The 17,748-nt window shown below is 35.0% G+C and carries 23 protein-coding genes; 18 read left to right on the top strand and 5 right to left on the bottom strand.

Features of this window, described 5'->3' with window-relative positions; all coding sequences use genetic code 11:
- The first annotated feature begins 65 nt into the window (after positions 1-65).
- The 6 genes from IGL48_RS11830 to rpmG all read left to right on the top strand — a co-directional run bounded on the left by IGL48_RS11830 (position 66) and on the right by rpmG (position 7,778).
- Entirely contained in the window at positions 66-929 is an 864-nt protein-coding gene (locus IGL48_RS11830; protein ID WP_002356309.1) for an aminoglycoside 6-adenylyltransferase, read from the top strand.
- A gap of 146 nt (positions 930-1,075) precedes the next feature.
- The gene (locus tag IGL48_RS11825; protein ID WP_010824861.1) at positions 1,076-2,521 is read left to right on the top strand and encodes a L,D-transpeptidase family protein; all 1,446 of its coding nucleotides are present in this window, start codon (positions 1,076-1,078) and stop codon (positions 2,519-2,521) included.
- Between the two features lie 165 nt (positions 2,522-2,686).
- A complete protein-coding gene (locus IGL48_RS11820) occupies positions 2,687-2,866 on the top strand; it encodes a 2-hydroxymuconate tautomerase (RefSeq protein ID WP_002356318.1) in 180 nt (59 codons plus the stop codon).
- A 396-nt stretch (positions 2,867-3,262) separates the two neighbouring features.
- Entirely contained in the window at positions 3,263-5,200 is a 1,938-nt protein-coding gene (thrS, locus tag IGL48_RS11815) for a threonine--tRNA ligase (protein ID WP_010824860.1), read from the top strand.
- A gap of 164 nt (positions 5,201-5,364) precedes the next feature.
- Entirely contained in the window at positions 5,365-7,503 is a 2,139-nt protein-coding gene (locus IGL48_RS11810) for a penicillin-binding transpeptidase domain-containing protein (protein ID WP_010777905.1), read from the top strand.
- A gap of 125 nt (positions 7,504-7,628) precedes the next feature.
- On the top strand, positions 7,629-7,778 hold the full coding sequence (gene rpmG, locus IGL48_RS11805; RefSeq protein WP_002356321.1) for a 50S ribosomal protein L33: 150 nt from the start codon (positions 7,629-7,631) through the stop codon (positions 7,776-7,778).
- 102 nt (positions 7,779-7,880) lie between these two features.
- Here the strand turns inward: rpmG and IGL48_RS11800 are convergent, their stop codons facing one another.
- The 5 genes from IGL48_RS11800 to IGL48_RS11780 all read right to left on the bottom strand — a co-directional run bounded on the left by IGL48_RS11800 (position 7,881) and on the right by IGL48_RS11780 (position 11,137).
- A complete protein-coding gene (locus IGL48_RS11800; RefSeq protein WP_104859423.1) occupies positions 7,881-9,062 on the bottom strand; it encodes a tyrosine-type recombinase/integrase in 1,182 nt (393 codons plus the stop codon).
- Positions 9,063-9,184: 122 nt separating this feature from the next.
- Positions 9,185-9,514 carry a hypothetical protein gene (locus IGL48_RS11795; RefSeq protein WP_010708948.1) on the bottom strand — a complete coding sequence of 110 codons (330 nt, stop codon included), beginning with the start codon at positions 9,512-9,514 and terminating at the stop codon, positions 9,185-9,187.
- A 12-nt stretch (positions 9,515-9,526) separates the two neighbouring features.
- A complete protein-coding gene (locus tag IGL48_RS11790) occupies positions 9,527-10,261 on the bottom strand; it encodes a DUF4950 domain-containing protein (protein WP_010708947.1) in 735 nt (244 codons plus the stop codon).
- A gap of 89 nt (positions 10,262-10,350) precedes the next feature.
- Entirely contained in the window at positions 10,351-10,770 is a 420-nt protein-coding gene (locus IGL48_RS11785) for an ImmA/IrrE family metallo-endopeptidase (protein WP_370617577.1), read from the bottom strand.
- Positions 10,771-10,789: 19 nt separating this feature from the next.
- On the bottom strand, positions 10,790-11,137 hold the full coding sequence (locus IGL48_RS11780) for a helix-turn-helix domain-containing protein (RefSeq protein WP_002401993.1): 348 nt from the start codon (positions 11,135-11,137) through the stop codon (positions 10,790-10,792).
- 244 nt (positions 11,138-11,381) lie between these two features.
- Here IGL48_RS11780 and IGL48_RS11775 point away from each other — a divergent pair, with 244 nt between their 5' ends.
- The 12 genes from IGL48_RS11775 (at position 11,382) to ssb (ending at position 17,745) form a co-directional block, all read left to right on the top strand.
- A complete protein-coding gene (locus tag IGL48_RS11775) occupies positions 11,382-11,576 on the top strand; it encodes a helix-turn-helix domain-containing protein (RefSeq protein ID WP_010708946.1) in 195 nt (64 codons plus the stop codon).
- Between the two features lie 14 nt (positions 11,577-11,590).
- Entirely contained in the window at positions 11,591-11,860 is a 270-nt protein-coding gene (locus IGL48_RS11770; protein WP_002414623.1) for a hypothetical protein, read from the top strand.
- A gap of 34 nt (positions 11,861-11,894) precedes the next feature.
- Positions 11,895-12,092, top strand: a complete 198-nt coding sequence (locus IGL48_RS11765; RefSeq protein WP_104859425.1) for a hypothetical protein — start codon at positions 11,895-11,897, stop codon at positions 12,090-12,092.
- 413 nt (positions 12,093-12,505) lie between these two features.
- A complete protein-coding gene (locus tag IGL48_RS11760; protein ID WP_141410392.1) occupies positions 12,506-13,216 on the top strand; it encodes a Rha family transcriptional regulator in 711 nt (236 codons plus the stop codon).
- Positions 13,217-13,226: 10 nt separating this feature from the next.
- The gene (locus IGL48_RS11755; protein WP_002406301.1) at positions 13,227-13,412 is read left to right on the top strand and encodes a hypothetical protein; all 186 of its coding nucleotides are present in this window, start codon (positions 13,227-13,229) and stop codon (positions 13,410-13,412) included.
- An 11-nt stretch (positions 13,413-13,423) separates the two neighbouring features.
- Positions 13,424-13,597 (top strand): hypothetical protein, encoded by a 174-nt coding sequence (locus IGL48_RS11750; protein WP_002364664.1) that lies wholly within the window; start codon positions 13,424-13,426, stop codon positions 13,595-13,597.
- Positions 13,598-13,704: 107 nt separating this feature from the next.
- Positions 13,705-14,007 (top strand): hypothetical protein, encoded by a 303-nt coding sequence (locus IGL48_RS11745; protein ID WP_113813749.1) that lies wholly within the window; start codon positions 13,705-13,707, stop codon positions 14,005-14,007.
- Between the two features lie 85 nt (positions 14,008-14,092).
- Positions 14,093-14,836: an ERF family protein gene (locus IGL48_RS11740; protein WP_010716887.1), complete on the top strand. Its 744-nt coding sequence runs from the start codon at positions 14,093-14,095 to the stop codon at positions 14,834-14,836.
- Positions 14,836-15,774, top strand: coding sequence for a DUF1351 domain-containing protein (locus IGL48_RS11735; protein WP_252689677.1), 939 nt, complete (start codon positions 14,836-14,838; stop codon positions 15,772-15,774). The genes IGL48_RS11740 and IGL48_RS11735 overlap by 1 nt, the downstream gene beginning before the upstream one ends.
- On the top strand, positions 15,771-16,412 hold the full coding sequence (locus IGL48_RS11730; RefSeq protein ID WP_083578492.1) for a putative HNHc nuclease: 642 nt from the start codon (positions 15,771-15,773) through the stop codon (positions 16,410-16,412). Before IGL48_RS11735 ends, IGL48_RS11730 begins: the two co-directional genes overlap by 4 nt.
- 3 nt (positions 16,413-16,415) lie before the next feature.
- Entirely contained in the window at positions 16,416-17,213 is a 798-nt protein-coding gene (locus IGL48_RS11725) for a helix-turn-helix domain-containing protein (protein WP_252689679.1), read from the top strand.
- Positions 17,214-17,217: 4 nt separating this feature from the next.
- Entirely contained in the window at positions 17,218-17,745 is a 528-nt protein-coding gene (gene ssb, locus IGL48_RS11720; RefSeq protein ID WP_252689680.1) for a single-stranded DNA-binding protein, read from the top strand.
- Positions 17,746-17,748 lie beyond the last annotated feature (3 nt).

Here is a 17,748-nt window from a genome sequence, read left to right as displayed (position 1 = left end):
AAAACAAAAGACTTATAAAAAAATCTATGTTTTAATAGAAACTTTTGAAGAGAGGGAGCGAGTGAATGCGTACAGAAGAAGAAATGTTTCAACTTATTATGGATGTAGCAAAACAAGAAGAACACATTCGAGCTGTGGGAATGGTGGGGTCTCGCACGAATGTGAAAGCGCCAAAAGATAGTTTTCAAGATTTCGACATTGTTTATATTGTAGAACCATGTGCTGAGTTTTTTGAAACAGCAACGTGGATAGCAAAATTTGGACAACCATTAATTATGCAACGTCCCAAGGAAATGACCTTATTTCCCACAGAACCGAAGACGCGGGAAACATTTTTAATGTTATTTGAAGATGGTCAACGTATCGATTTAACGTTGTGTCCTCTCGCAGAAAAAGACAATTGGCATGAAGGCGATTCTTTAGCAATTATCTTGTTAGACAAAGATGAAAATTTGCCACCTTTACCTGTAGCATCTGATAAAAATTATACAGTAACAGTTCCGAATCAGCAGCAGTTTAACGATTGTTGCAATGAATTTTGGTGGGTTAGTACGTATGTAGTTAAGGGGCTTTGTCGGAATGAACTATTTTACGCTGTCACACATCTCTATGAATATTGTCAGCAGGAACTGTTGCGCTTGCTTTCTTGGCAAGCGGCTTGGCAGGAACCGGAGCCAATTTCTGTTGGGAAACAATTTAAGTATCTGAAAAATTATGTCACTCCTGACACGATGGATCAATTAGCATCGTTGCTGGATTTTTCTAGTAAAGAAGCTTGTTGGAACAGCTTAATAAAGACACAAGCCTTTTTTGACGTCGTCGCTCAGGATTTTGCTAAAATGGCCCAGTTTACGTATCATTTACAAGAAGCAAAAAAAGTCACAGAGTATACAAATTCTTTAAGATTAAAGGATTTACAAGGAAAATAAGCTGAAAACAACGTAAAAATAGTGTATAATTGAAAAAATTAATCTGCGAGAGAAAGGGAACCTTTTTTGATTGTAGATCACCGCAGTTGTTTGTTGCCTAGTCTCTAAGAAATAAACCTAAAATTATTGATATAAAGGATGAACAAATGAAAAAAGAAGAAATGCAAATGCGTAATACACGTCGTCAAAAATCAGGAAAAAATAATAAAAAGAAAGTAATTATTACTTCTTTGGTTGGACTAGCTCTGGTTGCTGGGGGCAGCTATGTTTATTTTCAAAGTCACTTTTTACCAACCACAAAAGTAAATGGAGTTTCTGTAGGCTGGTTAAATGTAAATGCAGCGGAAGAAAAATTAGCGCAAGTTAATCAAACCGAAGAAGTTGTGGTTCAAACGGGGACAAAAGAAGAAAAAATTCAACTTCCTAAAAAATACCAATTGGATCAAAAATTTTTAAAAGACCATTTACACAGTAGCAAGGTGAAGCTACCGTTAAACGAGGCATTCAAAAAAGAACTAGAAGCCAAATTAGCGACTTTGAGTTTTCCAGAGGGGAAACCAAGCAAAAATGCGAGTATCCGTCGAGGCAATGGCACTTTTGAAATTGTTCCCGAAGAAAAAGGCACAGTAGTGGACACACAGCGCTTAAATCAGCAGATTATTGCGGATGTTGAAGCGGGAAAAGGCAACTATCAATACAATGCCAAAGATTTTTATAAAGCCCCTGAAATTACAAAAGAGGATCAAACGTTAAAGGCAACATTGACAACGCTCAATAACAAGTTAAATAAAACAATTACAGTTGATATTAATGGTGAAAAAGTAGCCTTTGATAAAACACAAATTCAAAACGTGCTGAATGATGATGGCACAATCAACAAAGAAAAACTAACTACTTGGGTGACACAATTAGAAACAACATATGGTTCTGCTAATCAACCAGTTTTATTTACAGATGTTCACGGCACGACACGTCGTTTTAAAAACAACGGAAGTTATGGCTGGTCGATTGATGGGGCCAAAACGCAAGAACTACTAGTAAACGCGCTGAATAGCCAAGAACAAATGAATGCAGTCACTGCTCCGTTGGTTGGCGATACCAAAGAAAATAGTAAAATTGCCAATAATTACATTGAAATTGATTTAAAAGATCAAAAAATGTATTGTTTCATTGATGGCAAAAAAATAGTCACCACAGATGTCATTACTGGCAGATATAACAAAGGAACCGCAACAGTACCAGGATTCCATACAATTTTATATCGGACAACCGATGTGAATTTAGAAGGTCAAATGCTTGATGGTTCTCGATACAGTGTGCCAGTAAAATATTGGATGCCGTTATTAAGTCAAGGGGGCGTTGTCACACAAATTGGGATTCATGACTCCGACCATAAATTGGATAAGTACGGCGATAAAGAAGCCTTTAAAACCGATGCTGGTAGTAATGGCTGTATCAATACGCCAGGAACAGAAGTTTCAAAAATCTTTGATGTATCCTATGACGGAATGCCGGTAATTATTTACGGACATATCTATGATGATGCACCAGGTGAATTTGATAAACCTGTAGATTACGGCGAAGAAGTATAAAAAGAGATATTAGGCAAGACCGTACTTTGGTCCAGCTGTGTATCTGAAAAGTAAAAATTGGAGACGTCAACCGTAACGACTGACGTCTCCAATTTTTTATTGACAAGCATCATAACCCGCTCTATGATACAAACAGAACAAGCAATTTAAATTGGGGGAACGAAGATGCCATTTGTACATGTAGAATTAATTGAAGGCCGCACAGAAGAACAGTTAACTAATATGGTCAAAGATATTACAGAAGCTGTGTCAAAAAACGCTGGTGCACCAAAAGAGAATATCCATGTGATTGTCAATGAATTGAAAAAAGACCGCTATGCACAAGGCGGCGAATGGAAAAAATAAGTTTTCAGAGAATTTCTGTTGAATCACTTGCTTTTTCTGAAAATAAGTGGTTAAATAAGTGCATAAATGATTGATGAGAAAGACAACTGAACTTGCCCGCGATCTATTAGAGAGGAAAATCTTGGCTGAAAATTTTCCAGATTGGCACAAGGGATGACCACTTTCGAAACCTTTGTTGAAACAAAGGCGGTCGCACCGTTAACACGCTAGAGGAACACAGATTATTTGTGTTCAAAATTAGGTGGAACCACGATATTTTCGTCCTAGTATTCGTTAGAATACTAGGACTTTTTGTTTTTTAACAAGGGGAACAGGTGGCTGTTTCGTTTCATTGTGAAAAACAGGAACACAATGAAACGCTTCAAATCAAAAAAATTAAAAGGAGAGAATTTTATTATGTCTATTCACATTACTTTTCCAGATGGCGCTGTCAAACCGTTTGATTCTGGGGTTACAACATTTGATGTTGCTAAAAGTATTAGCAACAGTTTAGCCAAAAAAGCTTTAGCTGGTAAATTCAATGGTGTTTTAATCGATTTAGATCGTCCTATCGTAGAAGATGGTTCGCTTGAAATCGTGACACCTGATCATGAAGATGCTTTAGGAATTTTACGTCATTCATCAGCTCATTTAATGGCTAATGCCTTACGCCGTCTTTTCCCTAACATTAAATTTGGCGTAGGTCCTGCGATTGATTCTGGGTTCTATTATGATACAGATAATGGAGAATCCCCTGTGACAGCGGAAGATTTACCTGCAATTGAAGCCGAAATGATGAAAATTGTGAAGGAAAATAACCCAATCGTTCGTAAAGAAATCTCACGTGCAGAAGCGTTAGAATTATTTGCTGATGATCCTTACAAAGTTGAATTAATTACAGATTTACCAGAAGATGAAATCATCACTGTCTATGATCAAGGCGATTTTGTTGATTTATGTCGTGGTGTTCACGTCCCTTCAACAGGACGGATTCAAGTCTTTAAATTACTTTCAGTAGCTGGTGCTTATTGGCGCGGAAACTCTGACAATCATATGATGCAACGGATTTACGGCACTGCCTTTTTTGATAAAAAAGATTTAAAAGAGTTTATCAAAATGCGCGAGGAAGCCAAAGAACGTGACCACCGTAAATTAGGAAAAGAATTAGATTTATTTATGGTTTCACAAGAAGTTGGTTCAGGGTTACCTTTCTGGTTACCAAAAGGCGCAACCATTCGTCGTACAATTGAACGTTATATTGTGGACAAAGAAATTAGCTTAGGTTACCAACATGTGTATACACCAATTATGGCAGATGTGGAATTATACAAAACATCTGGTCACTGGGATCATTACCATGAAGATATGTTCCCACCAATGGATATGGGTGATGGCGAAATGCTGGTATTACGTCCAATGAACTGTCCACACCATATGATGGTTTATAAAAATGACATTCATAGTTACCGCGAATTGCCAATTCGAATCGCTGAATTAGGGATGATGCACCGCTATGAAAAATCTGGCGCATTATCAGGGTTACAACGTGTTCGTGAAATGACTTTAAACGATGGCCATACTTTTGTTCGTCCTGACCAAATTAAAGACGAATTTAAACGTACTTTGGAGTTAATGGTGGCAGTCTATGCTGACTTTAACATTACGGATTATCGTTTCCGCTTAAGCTATCGTGATCCAAATAATACAGACAAATATTTTGATGATGATGCGATGTGGGAAAAAGCGCAAGCGATGTTAAAAGCTGCCATGGATGAATTAGAATTAGATTACTTTGAAGCAGAAGGCGAAGCTGCCTTTTACGGTCCGAAGTTAGATGTTCAAGTAAAAACAGCTTTAGGAATGGAAGAAACATTATCAACCATCCAATTAGACTTCTTATTACCAGAACGTTTTGACTTAACTTATGTTGGCGAAGATGGTGAAAATACACATCGCCCAGTTGTTATCCACCGTGGTATTGTCTCAACAATGGAACGATTTGTGGCTTATTTAACAGAAGTTTACAAAGGCGCTTTCCCTACTTGGTTAGCACCAATTCAAGCAACTATTATCCCAGTTTCTGTAGAAGCGCATTCTGAGTATGCTTATGAAATCAAAGAACGTTTACAAGCACAAGGCTTACGTGTTGAAGTCGATGATCGTAACGAAAAAATGGGCTACAAAATTCGGGCCTCTCAAACACAAAAAGTACCTTATCAATTAGTGGTCGGGGACAAAGAAATGGAAGATGCAACGGTGAACGTCCGTCGTTATGGAAGCAAAGAAACGTCTGTCGAAGATTTATCAATTTTCATTGACAGCATGGTTGCTGAAGTTCACAATTACAGCCGTTAAAAAAAGAGAAAAAGTCAAAAGGACTTCTGAATTCAGAAGTCCTTTTGACTTTTTTCAACAACAAAATAATTAAATATTTCCTTAGAGCTAGGAATAATCCTGATTTTTTGACTATTTTTTGTTACAATGAGAATGCGAAACTTTTTAGTGAAGGGACTAGAGGTATGAAGAAAAACTCATTTATAGATAAAATAAAAAAAACAGATGCCGCAGCAAAGAGTCAACGAGGTAGAAAGCCACATATTCCTTTTCGATTGAACTTATTATTTTTTGTGATATTCACTTTATTTGTTTCATTAATTGTTCGTTTAGGGTATTTACAGATTGTAGAAGGAGAAGAGTTTAACAAAAAAATCACTGCCAATTCTTCACTACAAATCACGACACCATCCCCTCGAGGACAAATTTATGATTCACAAGGAAAAGTCTTGGTTTCTAACAAAGCTAATTTAGCAATCACTTACACACGAGGAAAAAATATTGAAGGAAAAGATATTTTACCGATTGCGAATAAAGTCAACGAACTTATTAACGTTCCAGTTGATCCAAACTTAACGGATCGTGATAAAAAAGATTATTGGTTAGCGAATCCTGAAAATTTAAAAGCAGCCCAAGCCCGTTTAACCGATCAAGATAAAGAAGATGAAAAAGGCAACAAAATTACGGACGAAGGCACATTATATGCCAAAGCAGTTGAAAAAGTCACCCCTGAAGAAATTGCGTTTGATGACCGAACCTTACAAGCAGTAACGATTTTTAAACGAATGAATGCAGCGTCACAAATGAACACGGTCTTCATCAAGAATGAAGGGGTAACAGAAGGTGAAATTGCGACAATTGGTGAACACACAGCGGAAATATCAGGTGTTTCAACAGGGACTGATTGGACGCGTGATTATTCTCAAAGTGGTGCATTACGTAGCCTGTTGGGCACCGTTTCAACTGAAAAACAAGGATTGCCAGCCGAAGAAGTCGATGAATATTTGAAAAAAGGCTATGCACGAAATGACCGTGTTGGAACTAGCTATTTAGAAAAACAATATGAAGACGTTCTACAAGGTAAAAAAGCAAAATCAGAAGTCGTTTTAGACAATAACGGAAAGATTGTTTCACAAACCCCAATTTCAAAAGGGGAAAAAGGCTCCAACTTAAAATTAACGATTGATTCAAATTTCCAAAACAAAGTTGATGAAATTTTACAACGAAACTATTCACAAATAGTCAAAACCATTGGACCATACTCAGAAAATGCATATGTCGTTGCTATGAACCCTCAAACAGGGGCTATTTTAGCGATGTCCGGAGTTAGTCATGATTTACAGACAGGAGAAGTCACACCTAATCCTTTAGGGCCTATTTTAAACTTTGAGGTACCTGGATCTGTTGTGAAAGCAGGTACTTTAACAGCTGGTTATGAGGCGAAAGTATTACAAGGAAATGATACTCTATTAGATGAACCAATTATTTTAGCTGGTACAAATCCAAAAGCTTCTTGGTGGAATAGTGGTGGTCGTAATGCACAAATGCAATTAACTGCTGAGCAAGCATTAGAGTACTCTTCTAATGCCTACATGATGAAAGTTGTATTTAAACTAATGGGTGTAAATTACTATCCTAATATGGTCTTCCCGTATGAAATTGGCGATGATAAAGTTTTCAAAGAGCTAAGAAATGCTTATGCTGAATATGGAATGGGGATTAAGACGGGCATCGATTTACCTGGTGAAAGTCCTGGATATGTAAATAAAGATTTCAAAGATCCTGCTGAAGCGCCTAAAGGCGGAAATCTATTAGATTTATCATTTGGACAATATGATAACTACACACCGTTACAATTAGCACAGTACGTTTCCACTGTCGCAAATAATGGCATCCGCGTGCAACCCCATGTGGTAGAAGGAATCTATGGCAATGATGAAAATGGAGCTTTAGGAAAAATTTTAAAAGAAATCGAACCGAAAGTTTTGAATAAAGTGAATATTTCTGAAGACCAGATAGGAATTCTTCAACAAGGTTTCTATAATGTGGTAAATGGAACTAGTCAATTTACTACGGCACCGGGTTTAAAATCAGACAAGTTTTCGATTGCTGCTAAAACAGGGACCGCCGAAACGCAAGCAACAGATGCTAACGGAATTGTTCACACAACGGTTAATAGTAACTTGGTGGCTTATGCGCCTTACGAAAACCCTGAAATTGCAATTAGCGTTGTTTTACCGCACTTAAATGACGAAGAATCCAAACCAAACCAAACGATTGCCAAAGAAGTTTTAGAAGCGTATATGGAAATGTACAAAAAATAAAATTTGTAAAGTAGTTCTACTTTACAAATTTGTCCAAAAGGGTAGTCAAATGACAAAAAAAATGGTATGATATTCAAGTCTAAGAAATCTCTTGGAAAGATCAATTATTAGTAGGAGGGGAAAACATGCGCGTAAACATCACTTTAGAGTGTACTTCTTGTAAAGAACGTAACTACTTAACAAATAAAAATAAACGTAACAATCCTGATCGTTTAGAAAAACAAAAATATTGCCCACGTGAAAGAAAAGTTACTTTACACCGTGAAACTAAATAATTTAGTTAGATAGAGCCTAGAATCCTTATCCAACAAGGATTCTAGGCTATTTTTTTGTTGTTAGTAATTTACTGATTTAGTTATTGATGTAGATTTGCTATTTTAAAAATTTACATAGCTACTGAAAGCATCTGTTGCTTCTTTAGTAACTTCATCAGAAACATGAGTGTAAGTATCCATAGTTATTTGTAAAGAAGAATGTCCTAAACGTTCTTGGATTATTTTAGACCTAACATTATCTGATTCGAATAATAATGTTGCGTGGGTATGCCGAAAACCATGACAACCAATAGAATGTAAGTTAGCTTTTTCTGCCAATCTTTTGGAACGTTGGTAAATGTCTTGACTTCGGAACATGGTACCATCAATTTTTGTGAAAATAAGTTGTGTTTTAAACCCACCTTTTTTCATTAAAGCCTCACACTGTCTAAGTTTCCATTTTTTTAAGATATAAGCAGTCTTGTTATCAAAAGAAATCTTACGAATAGAATTGGGAGTTTTAGGATCGTTTATAGTCAATCCATTTGTACTGATAGCAGTAGTTTTATTTATATTAACTACCTGCTTTTTAATATCAATATCATTCCAATTCAATGCTAAAGCTTCACCAACACGTATACCAGTAAAAGAAAGTAAGCGAAAAATAGCACAGTCTAAGTCAGCATAGTATTTTAGAACTAAACTTTCTTCTTTGGCTTGATTGGCAATGCTATCAGCTGTATTTAAGAAATGTTCCAGTTCGTCTTTTGTATAGAACTTTCTTTTTGTATTCTTTTCTACTTTCTTTAGCGAACTAGGCTTAGTTATTTTCTTAAATGGGTTTGAGTCTATTATTTCTAAACCAACAGCATAGTCACAAACACGAGAAGCGTAACTCAAAAGTACTTTTCCCATTTCATTCTTTTTATACCATTCATTAACAGATTTTTGCACGATCTTTACTGTTAAACGCTCAAGTCTCATTTTCCCGAATGTGGGTAAAATGTGTTTTTTCATACGTCGCTCAGTAGCTATGAATGTGGATTCCCTAACTGTTTTTTTGTATTCGTCCAACCACATATAATAAACTTCTTCAAAAGTGGTTAAACGAGTATGCTCGTTAGCTAGATTTCCATTATCAAAATCTAATTTTTTTTGATTAAGCTTGAGCTGTGCTTCTTTTTTTGTATTACAGTTTCTGATAGTGACATTAATTTGTTTACCAGTTAAATAATCTACGCCTAAATAGGCAGTTACTTTCCAGTATTTTTGTCCTTTTTTTGTGTATTGTTTAAAAGTTGCCATTTTTTATCCTTTCCACTTGGGCAAGCGAACAGAGGGAATGACAAATTTCTAGCACCTCCTTATTTGATTTTAAAGCCCCTATCGTGAATCGAACACGATAGAACTCGCCAGAGAAGGGTAATTTATTTTTTATCGAAAGTAATAATCCAAGACCCCATAAGGTTCTCAACTTTCTTTATTTCTGCAATAACTGTATCACCTGTTTTTACATTTGGATTTTCAGAAGAAATAAAATTTAAGTGTTCTCCAGTTTGAATCGTATATCCTAATGATCCATCAGGTACATATTTATCAACTGTGAATTGAACAGTTTTTCCTGTTAAATCCTCTCCCTTATTTAGCGCTGTTTCGGCTTCATTAGTTGTATAATCAGGCTTTACTTCTTTAGTTCCACAAGCAGCAAAAGTAACAATTAATAGCAACATTGAAATAAAATATTTAATCTTTTTCATAAAAAATCTCCTCTATTTAACTCGTAATGATTGTCCGGGCATATATCCACTGATACCTGGATTTAGTTCTTGTAATTTTTCAAGTGTTATTCCGTTTCTTTCAGCTACTTGACGGCCGCCTTCGCCATCTCTAACTTGGTCATAAACTTCCGTGACTGGCTCGGGAGATTGTTGACTAATTTCGGGAGTAGAAGGTTGTATAATATTTTCTGACTCTTGCACTTCCTGTTGGGCAGTATTTTGTTGACCTTGATTGTTTCTTTCTATTAATTGTTCCATCGTAATATTGCCAAGATAACTATAGACCTGTCCGCCAGCAGCCAAAGTACCATCTGCATTTTTCACTAATGTTCCTGGAGTGTTATTCAAAACATATGACATTGTTTGATTACCATTTGCATCAACAGAAAAATTTAAATTTTGGAGCGGAACATTTGATTGAGTAGTGCTAGAGAAAGTTCCGTCAGCATTTATAAAAAATAAATTATCACTTTGAGGGATACCCCAACCTCCGACAAAATCATTTAGGCTTGCTTGAACTGTTCGTTCTTCAATAGTGGATGAACCTACAACACTGGATGCTGTTGACGTAGAACTTTGACTTTTTTCTTTTGTGTCACTTGATGATTCTTTAACGCTTGATGAGATGTTTGTAGATGAACTATTAACATTTGTTTCTTTTTTTGTGTTATTCGAACAAGCAGATAGCAATAATAATGATAAACCTAGAAAAACAATTTTTTTCATTTTTAAAACCTTCCTCACTTCTGATATAATGTTTTTATGAGTAAATCTCGAAACGAGGTTTTGAGTCCGTGTTGTCGCACGGGCTTTTTTTATGCAAAGTTTATTCTTTGCAACTTATTAAACAGTAGAGTCTTTACCCAATCTTCGTAGCGCGCATCTATTTTGGCATCTTCTATAAATTTCATGTAGTTGATTCTTTCTGGAGCAATACCCGTACTGTTTAAATATTCATCTAATAATTTTTCTACCATAAAACAATCCGCTTCATATTCCATTTTAGAACGAAGAGCATATGCTGTTTTGTACAGGGGATAATTCTCTTGGTGCTCACAAGCATGACCGAGCTCGTGCAGTAAAGCTTTTTTTTGTTCAAATTCTGAAAGCTTTACATTTACCACTATTAAATTAAAGCGTGTCATGTAATAAGCATTATTTTCAATTTCATCGTAAATCACAGTAGTTCCTAAAATCTTGACTATTTCTTCAATCTGTTTATCCAAGCAACGCACCTTCTCAAAAATTCTTTTTTTATTCGTATTTACCTTCCAAATACGCCTCTGCTATTCTTTTTAAGACTTCTCTGTCATTATCAGTTACTTCTTTGCCGCCGTGACTCATAACAGAGTTTATTGCTTCTTCAATAGTCATTTCTCGTTGCTCTTTAGTTAAACCGCCATGTGGTAGATCAGTACGGCCTAATAGGTAATCCGTCGATACGTCAAAATAATCAGCTACTTTAGAAAGTGGCTCTGAGTTGGGTTTAGATTTACTCCATTTAGAAATCATTCCATTTGATAGATTTAGAACTCTTTCCAATTCCGCGATGCTCATTTTTCTTGCAGCAGCAAGCTTTTTAACACGTTCGTATGTGCTCATCAAAATACCTCCGAATTTTTTCTATTAAAGTTATTGACATTAGAAATAATTCTATGATATTATACACATGTACTCAGGAAGTACAAGAAACTCTCACATTTCTGGATGGTATAACATAGAATAAAAAGACTAAGGACAATATTGTTTTTAGATTATTTTCTATGCACTTATAATAGAATATTTTCTATTATAAGTCAATACCCCAGAAACAAAAAATATTATTCATTTCTAGGAGGTGTGAAAATTGCTTTATGAACGCATCAAATGTATTTCTGAAGAAAAAGCTTTATCTATCTACAAAATCGAACGTGATTTAGAGTTTTCTAATGGAACTATTTCTAAATGGAACAAGTCGATGCCATCTGCAAAAAATTTAAAAAAAGTTGCAGATTACTTAGGTGTTGGCATGGAAGAACTTTTAAAAACAAAAGGAGATTAGAAGGGGGTATAAAAATGGAAGTGATTTTAACTCCAGAAAATGAAGCTTCTCTAAGGGATTTTGTACATGGAATTATTGTTGATGAAATAGAAAAAGCACGAAGAGATACCTCAATTGATAAGCGAGTTTTAAATCAAACAGAGATTGCAAAATATTTCGATGTATCCACTACAACAATAAGGGAATGGGAGAAGCTAGGTCTTCCGCATGGATCAGTAAGTAAACAAGGGAAGTTCTACGACAAAGAAGAGTGTCGCAGATGGCTTCTATCACAAAAAAGATAAATCTTGGGCAAGCGAAATTTAGGGAGGAAATAATATGAATACGGATGAAAGAACAGTTATTGCATTGGAAAGCATTGCAAACAGCCTTAGTACTTTGGCAGAAGATACTAAGGCGAAAAGTAGATATAAAGAATCTTTGTTTGTTCAAGCATTCATCTTTATTCTCGGTATAGCTGTTGGATGTATGTTAATCCAGCTAGGAACAGACTTGTGGAAATGGTTAATAGTTTAAAAAAGTTATCTGAATCGTTTCTAAAATAAGATGTTGTATTGAAAGAGATATACGCAAAAATAAATGACAAAAGTAGAGTATTGTTTGTTCTTTTCCAGTAACTTTTGTAAAGGTCAAGCCAGCTACTAGTTAATTGTATTTGATGATTTTTATTTTTTTCATTGTATGCAAAAATTTCAAAATACTTTCGTTCGTAATTGTTCTTGGCTTTATTAGTTAAATAAGAAATATACAGCTTACTTTTCTTTTGGATAACCCAAAATAAAAATAACGCTATCGACACCCAAAAAGAATATTTTTCTAAAAAGGGGATAGATTTTTCTACAACATTATACATTACCTCACCACCTTATCAGTTATTTCAGCAGAGCACTTGCTGATAAGAAAATTATACCAGAAAGGAAGTAAACCAAATGACAAATTTAGTAATAATGAAAGACCAACAAGCAGTAACAAGTAGTTTACAAGTTGCCGAAACATTTAATAAAAACCATCGTGATGTTTTAGCAGCAATTGATGATTTAAAAGAGGGGGTTGCGGAAAATTACGCAGACCTATTTTACGAAGATAACTATATTCATCCGCAAAACAAACAGTCTTATCGCCAAGTAATTATGAACCGTGACGGATTCACACTACTAGCAATGGGATTCACAGGTAAAAAAGCTTTGCAATTCAAACTGAAATATATTGAAGCTTTTAATCAAATGGAAAAAGAAATTCAACAGCCTAAACTTCCAACCTCTCAAAGAGAATTGGCGATGCTTGCTTTATCAGCAAATGAAGAAACAAATGAGCGTGTAGATGTAATTGAAAAAGAAGTAGCCGACTTAAAAGACAATCAAAAAATCGGTGCAGATGATTATGGCTACTTATCACGTCGAGTTCATCAACGAGTAGCAGAAGTAGCAAGAGGATTTGGAAAAATCACAAAGGAACAGCGTGGCAAGCTATACAAAGATATTAATTCAGGTATTAAGCAAATCACAGGCGTGGGGACCCGATCACAATTAAGAGAAAAACATTATCCAATCGTAATTGAATATATCAATGACTGGGAGCCTTCCACAGCCACAAAAACAGTTGTAAGACAAATGAGTTTTGACTTAAACGATATAGCATAGGGAGAATATTATGGCTTATACAACTGAACAAGAGGCTTGGATACTCAACCAAATAAAAAAAGAGCGTAAACAGCTACAAGATGATAGAGCAGCGCTTAGACAATCAGAACAACTGACCGAAGGAAAAGCATATCAAATTGAAAAAGAACTCGAATTTTTAAGATACTTAGAGATTCAAAATAGAATGCATATTTAAGGAGAAATGAAATGAGAAAAATTTATAACTTAAGAAGAATTGCAGTATTGCTAATCGTATTCGGACTAGGACTGCTAGTAGGCGGAAATTTTAATCCGATTATCCAAAATATATATATCGGCTTATTCATCATTTGGACACTGTTTTATGATCTGGCACTTGAAGATAGAGAGGTTAAGAAATGACAAGAAAAGACAAACTACAGCAAACGAAAAAACTTGCTGATTTATGGTACCAGCAACAAAAGGGTCGGATATATATTGCTCAACAAAAAAAGAGAAGAGGTATTTGAATGCCAAAATTATATGATTTTAAAAAAGCTAAAGAACTAATCGATATCGAAGTGGATAATGCAGATGTTGATAAAGTATTTTTAGGAACTCTCTCAGATTACTATTGGACTGCCGAAACTGTTTGGGAAAAAGGCAAATATATTATTGACTTGGGAAAAGTAAAGACTATTGCTGGAATTCCAGGAAGTGATTGGGATACTCCAATTATCAATATTTATTATTCAGATGGAAAAGAGAAGAAATTCGAATGTTTCAAAGAGGTAACAAGCGATGAATTTGCAGATTTTTGTCGGAAGTTATAAAAAATGCCCAATCGTCTGCCAACGATTAAGGCACATACAAAAATTATACAAGAAAAATTATATCACAGAAATGAGGTCTTGTTAAATGGCTGAACAACTAAATGTTTATCAAAGATTAGCAGAAGTAAGAAAAAAAGTATCTTATTTAAAAAAAGAACAATCAGGAAGTCAATTTAATTATGTTGGGTCAAGTGATGTCCTAGGAGCTTTACATTCAAAAATTAATGAAATGGGATTGTTATTACAACCAGCAATTACAGGCCATAAAGTTAAGGACCAGATAGAGATTATAAATCAATACAATAAGTACACGAAACAGACGGAACAGAAACAAAGAATAACATATTTTACTGAACTTGAGATGACTATGCGCTGGATTAATATTGATAATCCAGAAGATTTTTTGGAATCAAAGTGGTATGCACAAGGTGTTGATATTGCTGGTGAGAAGGGTGTAGGTAAAGCATTAACTTATGCAGAAAAATATTTTTTATTGAAATTTTTTAATATCGCAACAGATAAAGATGATCCTGATTCATTTCAAAAGAAGCTTGATGCTAAAGAACCAATAAATTTGGTTAATGGTAAACAAATATCAGAGATGAACGATTTAATAAGAAAAGTAGCGAAACTAAGCTCAAGCGATATGCAAGTTGTTAGAAATGGATTGTTGCAACATGTTGGTGCAAAAACATTAGACAGCATGACAGATAAACAGTATCCAGAAGCAATGAGACAGTTAAATAAGTGGAAAAGTAACTATGAAATAGAGATCAATAAAAACAATACAAATGATCAAGTAAAAAATATTAACTGGGGGCAAAGGTAATGACAAATGAATTAACAACAAATGTACAGTTTAAAGTAGATTTTAAAGCCAGTGAAATAACAATTCAGAACGAATCGCAACTAAAAGAAATGGTTGATAAAGCAGTAAATCATTACTCAAGTATGATTTTTACAGATGCGAATATTCCAGAAGCCAAGCAAGCAAAAGCGGATTTAAATAAAGTGGCGACACTTTTAGATAATGAGCGCAAAGCAATAAAAAACGAGTATAACAAACCCTTGAAATTGTTTGAAGACAAAATTAAAACTTATGTTGGACAAATTAAGTTAGTAAGTGATGGTATCAACGAAAGTATCCAATTATATGAAGAAACAGAACGTTCTAAGAGACTTGAAAAAATCAAAGATACTATTAAAGAAATGTCAGAAAACTATAGTGTTGAGGTAGAAGAAGTAGGTATTAGAAATAACTGGTTAAATAAGAGCTCTTTTACTGCGAAAGGAGAAATAAATAAAAAAACTTTAGAAGAAATTGCTGCCGATATGACAATGATTTTTAAAGAAAAAGAGCGAGTTATAGGAGAAAAAGCGATTATAGAAAATTATGTAAAGGCACTAGGATTAGAGCCTTACTCGTGGTTAAGTCAAATTGATAACGGAAAAACAGCTGCAGAATTGATGGTTGAGATTGACGATGCACTAGCAAAGAAAAAAGCCGCTGAAGAAAGGGCTATAGAACAACAGAAAGCACATGAAGAATATGAAGCAGCAATGCGAGAATTAAATGAAACAGTCGTAGAAGATAAAGTAATTGACAAAAATACAGGAGAGATAGTCAGTGAACTATCACCGAAAGCGGAAGTAGAAGATACAAATAAAAATACAGTAACATTACGACTTTCAGGGTCGCACAGTCAATTGACAGCACTTAATGAGTTCATAGTTGATAGTGGCATTATGGTGGAAGTGATTGAGTGATTGGAAAAATCATAAACCACATAGGAAATAAATTGGTCATCGAATTTGAGGATGAAATAAATTCAAATTTTCTCGAACTTCTGGCTAATAACGATGATAATTTAGCGAAAGTTGAATTCTTAGATAATCGACAGATGTCTCAAAAACAGAATGCACTTTCTCACGTTCTAATAGCCGATGTGGCACGTTGGAGCTATGACGAACCTAAATGGATTGAAAGTGTCTTGAAATACTACTACGAGGCTAAGAGTGGTGTTTATTTTGAACATAGTAGAGCTACCAAGAATGAAGCGACTGAGTGGATCGGTTTCTTAATTGAGTTCATTTTGAAAAACGATATACCACTTGAAAAAAGATACCAATACTTGCTTGAAAATAACAAATGGTTTTATTACTGCCTGAAATATCGTAAGTGCTGTATTTGCGGTAAGCATGCTGACGTTTGTCACATTGAGGTTGTTGGTATGGGGCGTAATCGTAAAAAAATCAATCATGAGACATTCACATTTTATGCTGGTTGCCGTCAACACCATCAAGAGGAACACCAAATAGGCACTAAGAACTTCTTGAATAAGTATCAAATTAAACCAGTGAAATTGAACACGGATGAACGTAAAAAATTAAACATAGGGGGATAACAAATGGAGAGAGCGTTTAAAGGTATTTGGATCCCTAAAAACGTTTGGCTTGATGATGAATTAAGCTGGATAGAAAAATTTTTGATAGTTGAGATTGATAGTTTAGACAATGAAAATGGCTGTTTTGCTAGCAATGAATACTTTTCAAATTTCTTTGGTCTTAGTAAAGATAGGGTTTCTAAACTTATATCTGGATTAAAAGAAAAAGGCTACATTGACGTAAGCTATCAGTACAAATCAGGGACAAAATCAATAGAGAGACGTGTAGTTAAAATTACCGATAGGTATAGGCGAAAACAACTAGAGGGTATAGGTGAAAATAACTATAGGGGTATAGGCGAAAACGCCAAAGATAATAATACATTACTTAATAATACAGAGAATAATACAAAGAATAAAAAGAATAGTGTTGAGCCGAGCTCAACTATGCCTGAATTATTCGAAAAAGTTTGGAAAACTTATCCAAAGAAAACCAACAAGAAAAAAGCTAGAGAACAATTTTTAAAGAAGTTCAAGACGGAAGAAGATTTAGAGTCATTTAAAAAAGGATATAAAGACTATCTTGCGTATATTAAATTAAACGATTGGTATCATCCACAAGAATTGTTTCGTTGGATACGTGATGATCGTTACAACGATGAATATGATCTGTCTCAAACAAATAAACAGCCTGCGTATTCTAAGGCGCCAGTGAGACAAGAGCAGTTACCAAATTGGACTGGAATGCAAGAAGATGTGCCTTTATCAGCTGAAGAATTAGCTGAATTAGAACGACAAAAACAAGAATTATTAGGAGAGTGACAATATGATAAACCAAGTTGTGTTAGTTGGACGTTTAACGAAAGATATAGATTTACGCTACACCGCAAGTGGTTCTGCAGTTGGAAGCTTTACTCTTGCTGTGAACCGTAACTTTACAAACCAAAACGGCGAACGAGAAGCGGATTTTATCAACTGTGTGATTTGGCGTAAGCCTGCTGAAACAATGGCTAATTATGCTCGTAAAGGAACATTATTAGGAGTTGTTGGCAGAATTCAAACTCGTAATTATGACAACCAACAAGGCCAACGTGTGTATGTGACTGAAGTTGTTTGCGAAAGATTCCAATTATTAGAGTCAAAAAGCACCGATGAGAATAGAAATAGCGTTCAGAGTTCGCAGAATAGCGTTACAGGCGTTCAAAATAATTTCGAGAGTAATTATGCCACGAATCAAAACAAAGGCTTAAATCAGCAAAATAACAGCCAACAAATGTCGTTTGGTGGAGATGTAGATCCGTTCGCAGGCGCAGGTAATTCAATCGACATTAGCGATGATGATCTGCCTTTTTAGGAG

The organism is Enterococcus sp. DIV1090, assembly GCF_050537975.1.
Lineage (GTDB): Bacteria > Bacillota > Bacilli > Lactobacillales > Enterococcaceae > Enterococcus > Enterococcus faecalis.
The sequence above is the reverse complement of the archived record's forward strand: the minus strand, read 5'-3'. Positions and strand labels throughout refer to the sequence as shown.

Excerpts from the sequence above, each read along its gene's own strand:
- IGL48_RS11830 (WP_002356309.1), top strand. The coding sequence starts at position 66 with ATGCGTACAGAAGAAGAAATGTTTCAACTTATTATGGATGTAGCAAAA.
- IGL48_RS11825 (WP_010824861.1), top strand. The coding sequence starts at position 1,076 with ATGAAAAAAGAAGAAATGCAAATGCGTAATACACGTCGTCAAAAATCA.
- IGL48_RS11820 (WP_002356318.1), top strand. The coding sequence starts at position 2,687 with ATGCCATTTGTACATGTAGAATTAATTGAAGGCCGCACAGAAGAACAG.
- thrS (WP_010824860.1), top strand. The coding sequence starts at position 3,263 with ATGTCTATTCACATTACTTTTCCAGATGGCGCTGTCAAACCGTTTGAT.
- IGL48_RS11810 (WP_010777905.1), top strand. The coding sequence starts at position 5,365 with ATGAAGAAAAACTCATTTATAGATAAAATAAAAAAAACAGATGCCGCA.
- rpmG (WP_002356321.1), top strand. The coding sequence starts at position 7,629 with ATGCGCGTAAACATCACTTTAGAGTGTACTTCTTGTAAAGAACGTAAC.
- IGL48_RS11800 (WP_104859423.1), bottom strand. The coding sequence starts at position 9,062 with ATGGCAACTTTTAAACAATACACAAAAAAAGGACAAAAATACTGGAAA.
- IGL48_RS11795 (WP_010708948.1), bottom strand. The coding sequence starts at position 9,514 with ATGAAAAAGATTAAATATTTTATTTCAATGTTGCTATTAATTGTTACT.
- IGL48_RS11790 (WP_010708947.1), bottom strand. The coding sequence starts at position 10,261 with ATGAAAAAAATTGTTTTTCTAGGTTTATCATTATTATTGCTATCTGCT.
- IGL48_RS11780 (WP_002401993.1), bottom strand. The coding sequence starts at position 11,137 with ATGAGCACATACGAACGTGTTAAAAAGCTTGCTGCTGCAAGAAAAATG.
- IGL48_RS11770 (WP_002414623.1), top strand. The coding sequence starts at position 11,591 with ATGGAAGTGATTTTAACTCCAGAAAATGAAGCTTCTCTAAGGGATTTT.
- IGL48_RS11765 (WP_104859425.1), top strand. The coding sequence starts at position 11,895 with ATGAATACGGATGAAAGAACAGTTATTGCATTGGAAAGCATTGCAAAC.
- IGL48_RS11760 (WP_141410392.1), top strand. The coding sequence starts at position 12,506 with ATGACAAATTTAGTAATAATGAAAGACCAACAAGCAGTAACAAGTAGT.
- IGL48_RS11755 (WP_002406301.1), top strand. The coding sequence starts at position 13,227 with ATGGCTTATACAACTGAACAAGAGGCTTGGATACTCAACCAAATAAAA.
- IGL48_RS11750 (WP_002364664.1), top strand. The coding sequence starts at position 13,424 with ATGAGAAAAATTTATAACTTAAGAAGAATTGCAGTATTGCTAATCGTA.
- IGL48_RS11745 (WP_113813749.1), top strand. The coding sequence starts at position 13,705 with ATGCCAAAATTATATGATTTTAAAAAAGCTAAAGAACTAATCGATATC.
- IGL48_RS11740 (WP_010716887.1), top strand. The coding sequence starts at position 14,093 with ATGGCTGAACAACTAAATGTTTATCAAAGATTAGCAGAAGTAAGAAAA.
- IGL48_RS11735 (WP_252689677.1), top strand. The coding sequence starts at position 14,836 with ATGACAAATGAATTAACAACAAATGTACAGTTTAAAGTAGATTTTAAA.
- IGL48_RS11725 (WP_252689679.1), top strand. The coding sequence starts at position 16,416 with ATGGAGAGAGCGTTTAAAGGTATTTGGATCCCTAAAAACGTTTGGCTT.
- ssb (WP_252689680.1), top strand. The coding sequence starts at position 17,218 with ATGATAAACCAAGTTGTGTTAGTTGGACGTTTAACGAAAGATATAGAT.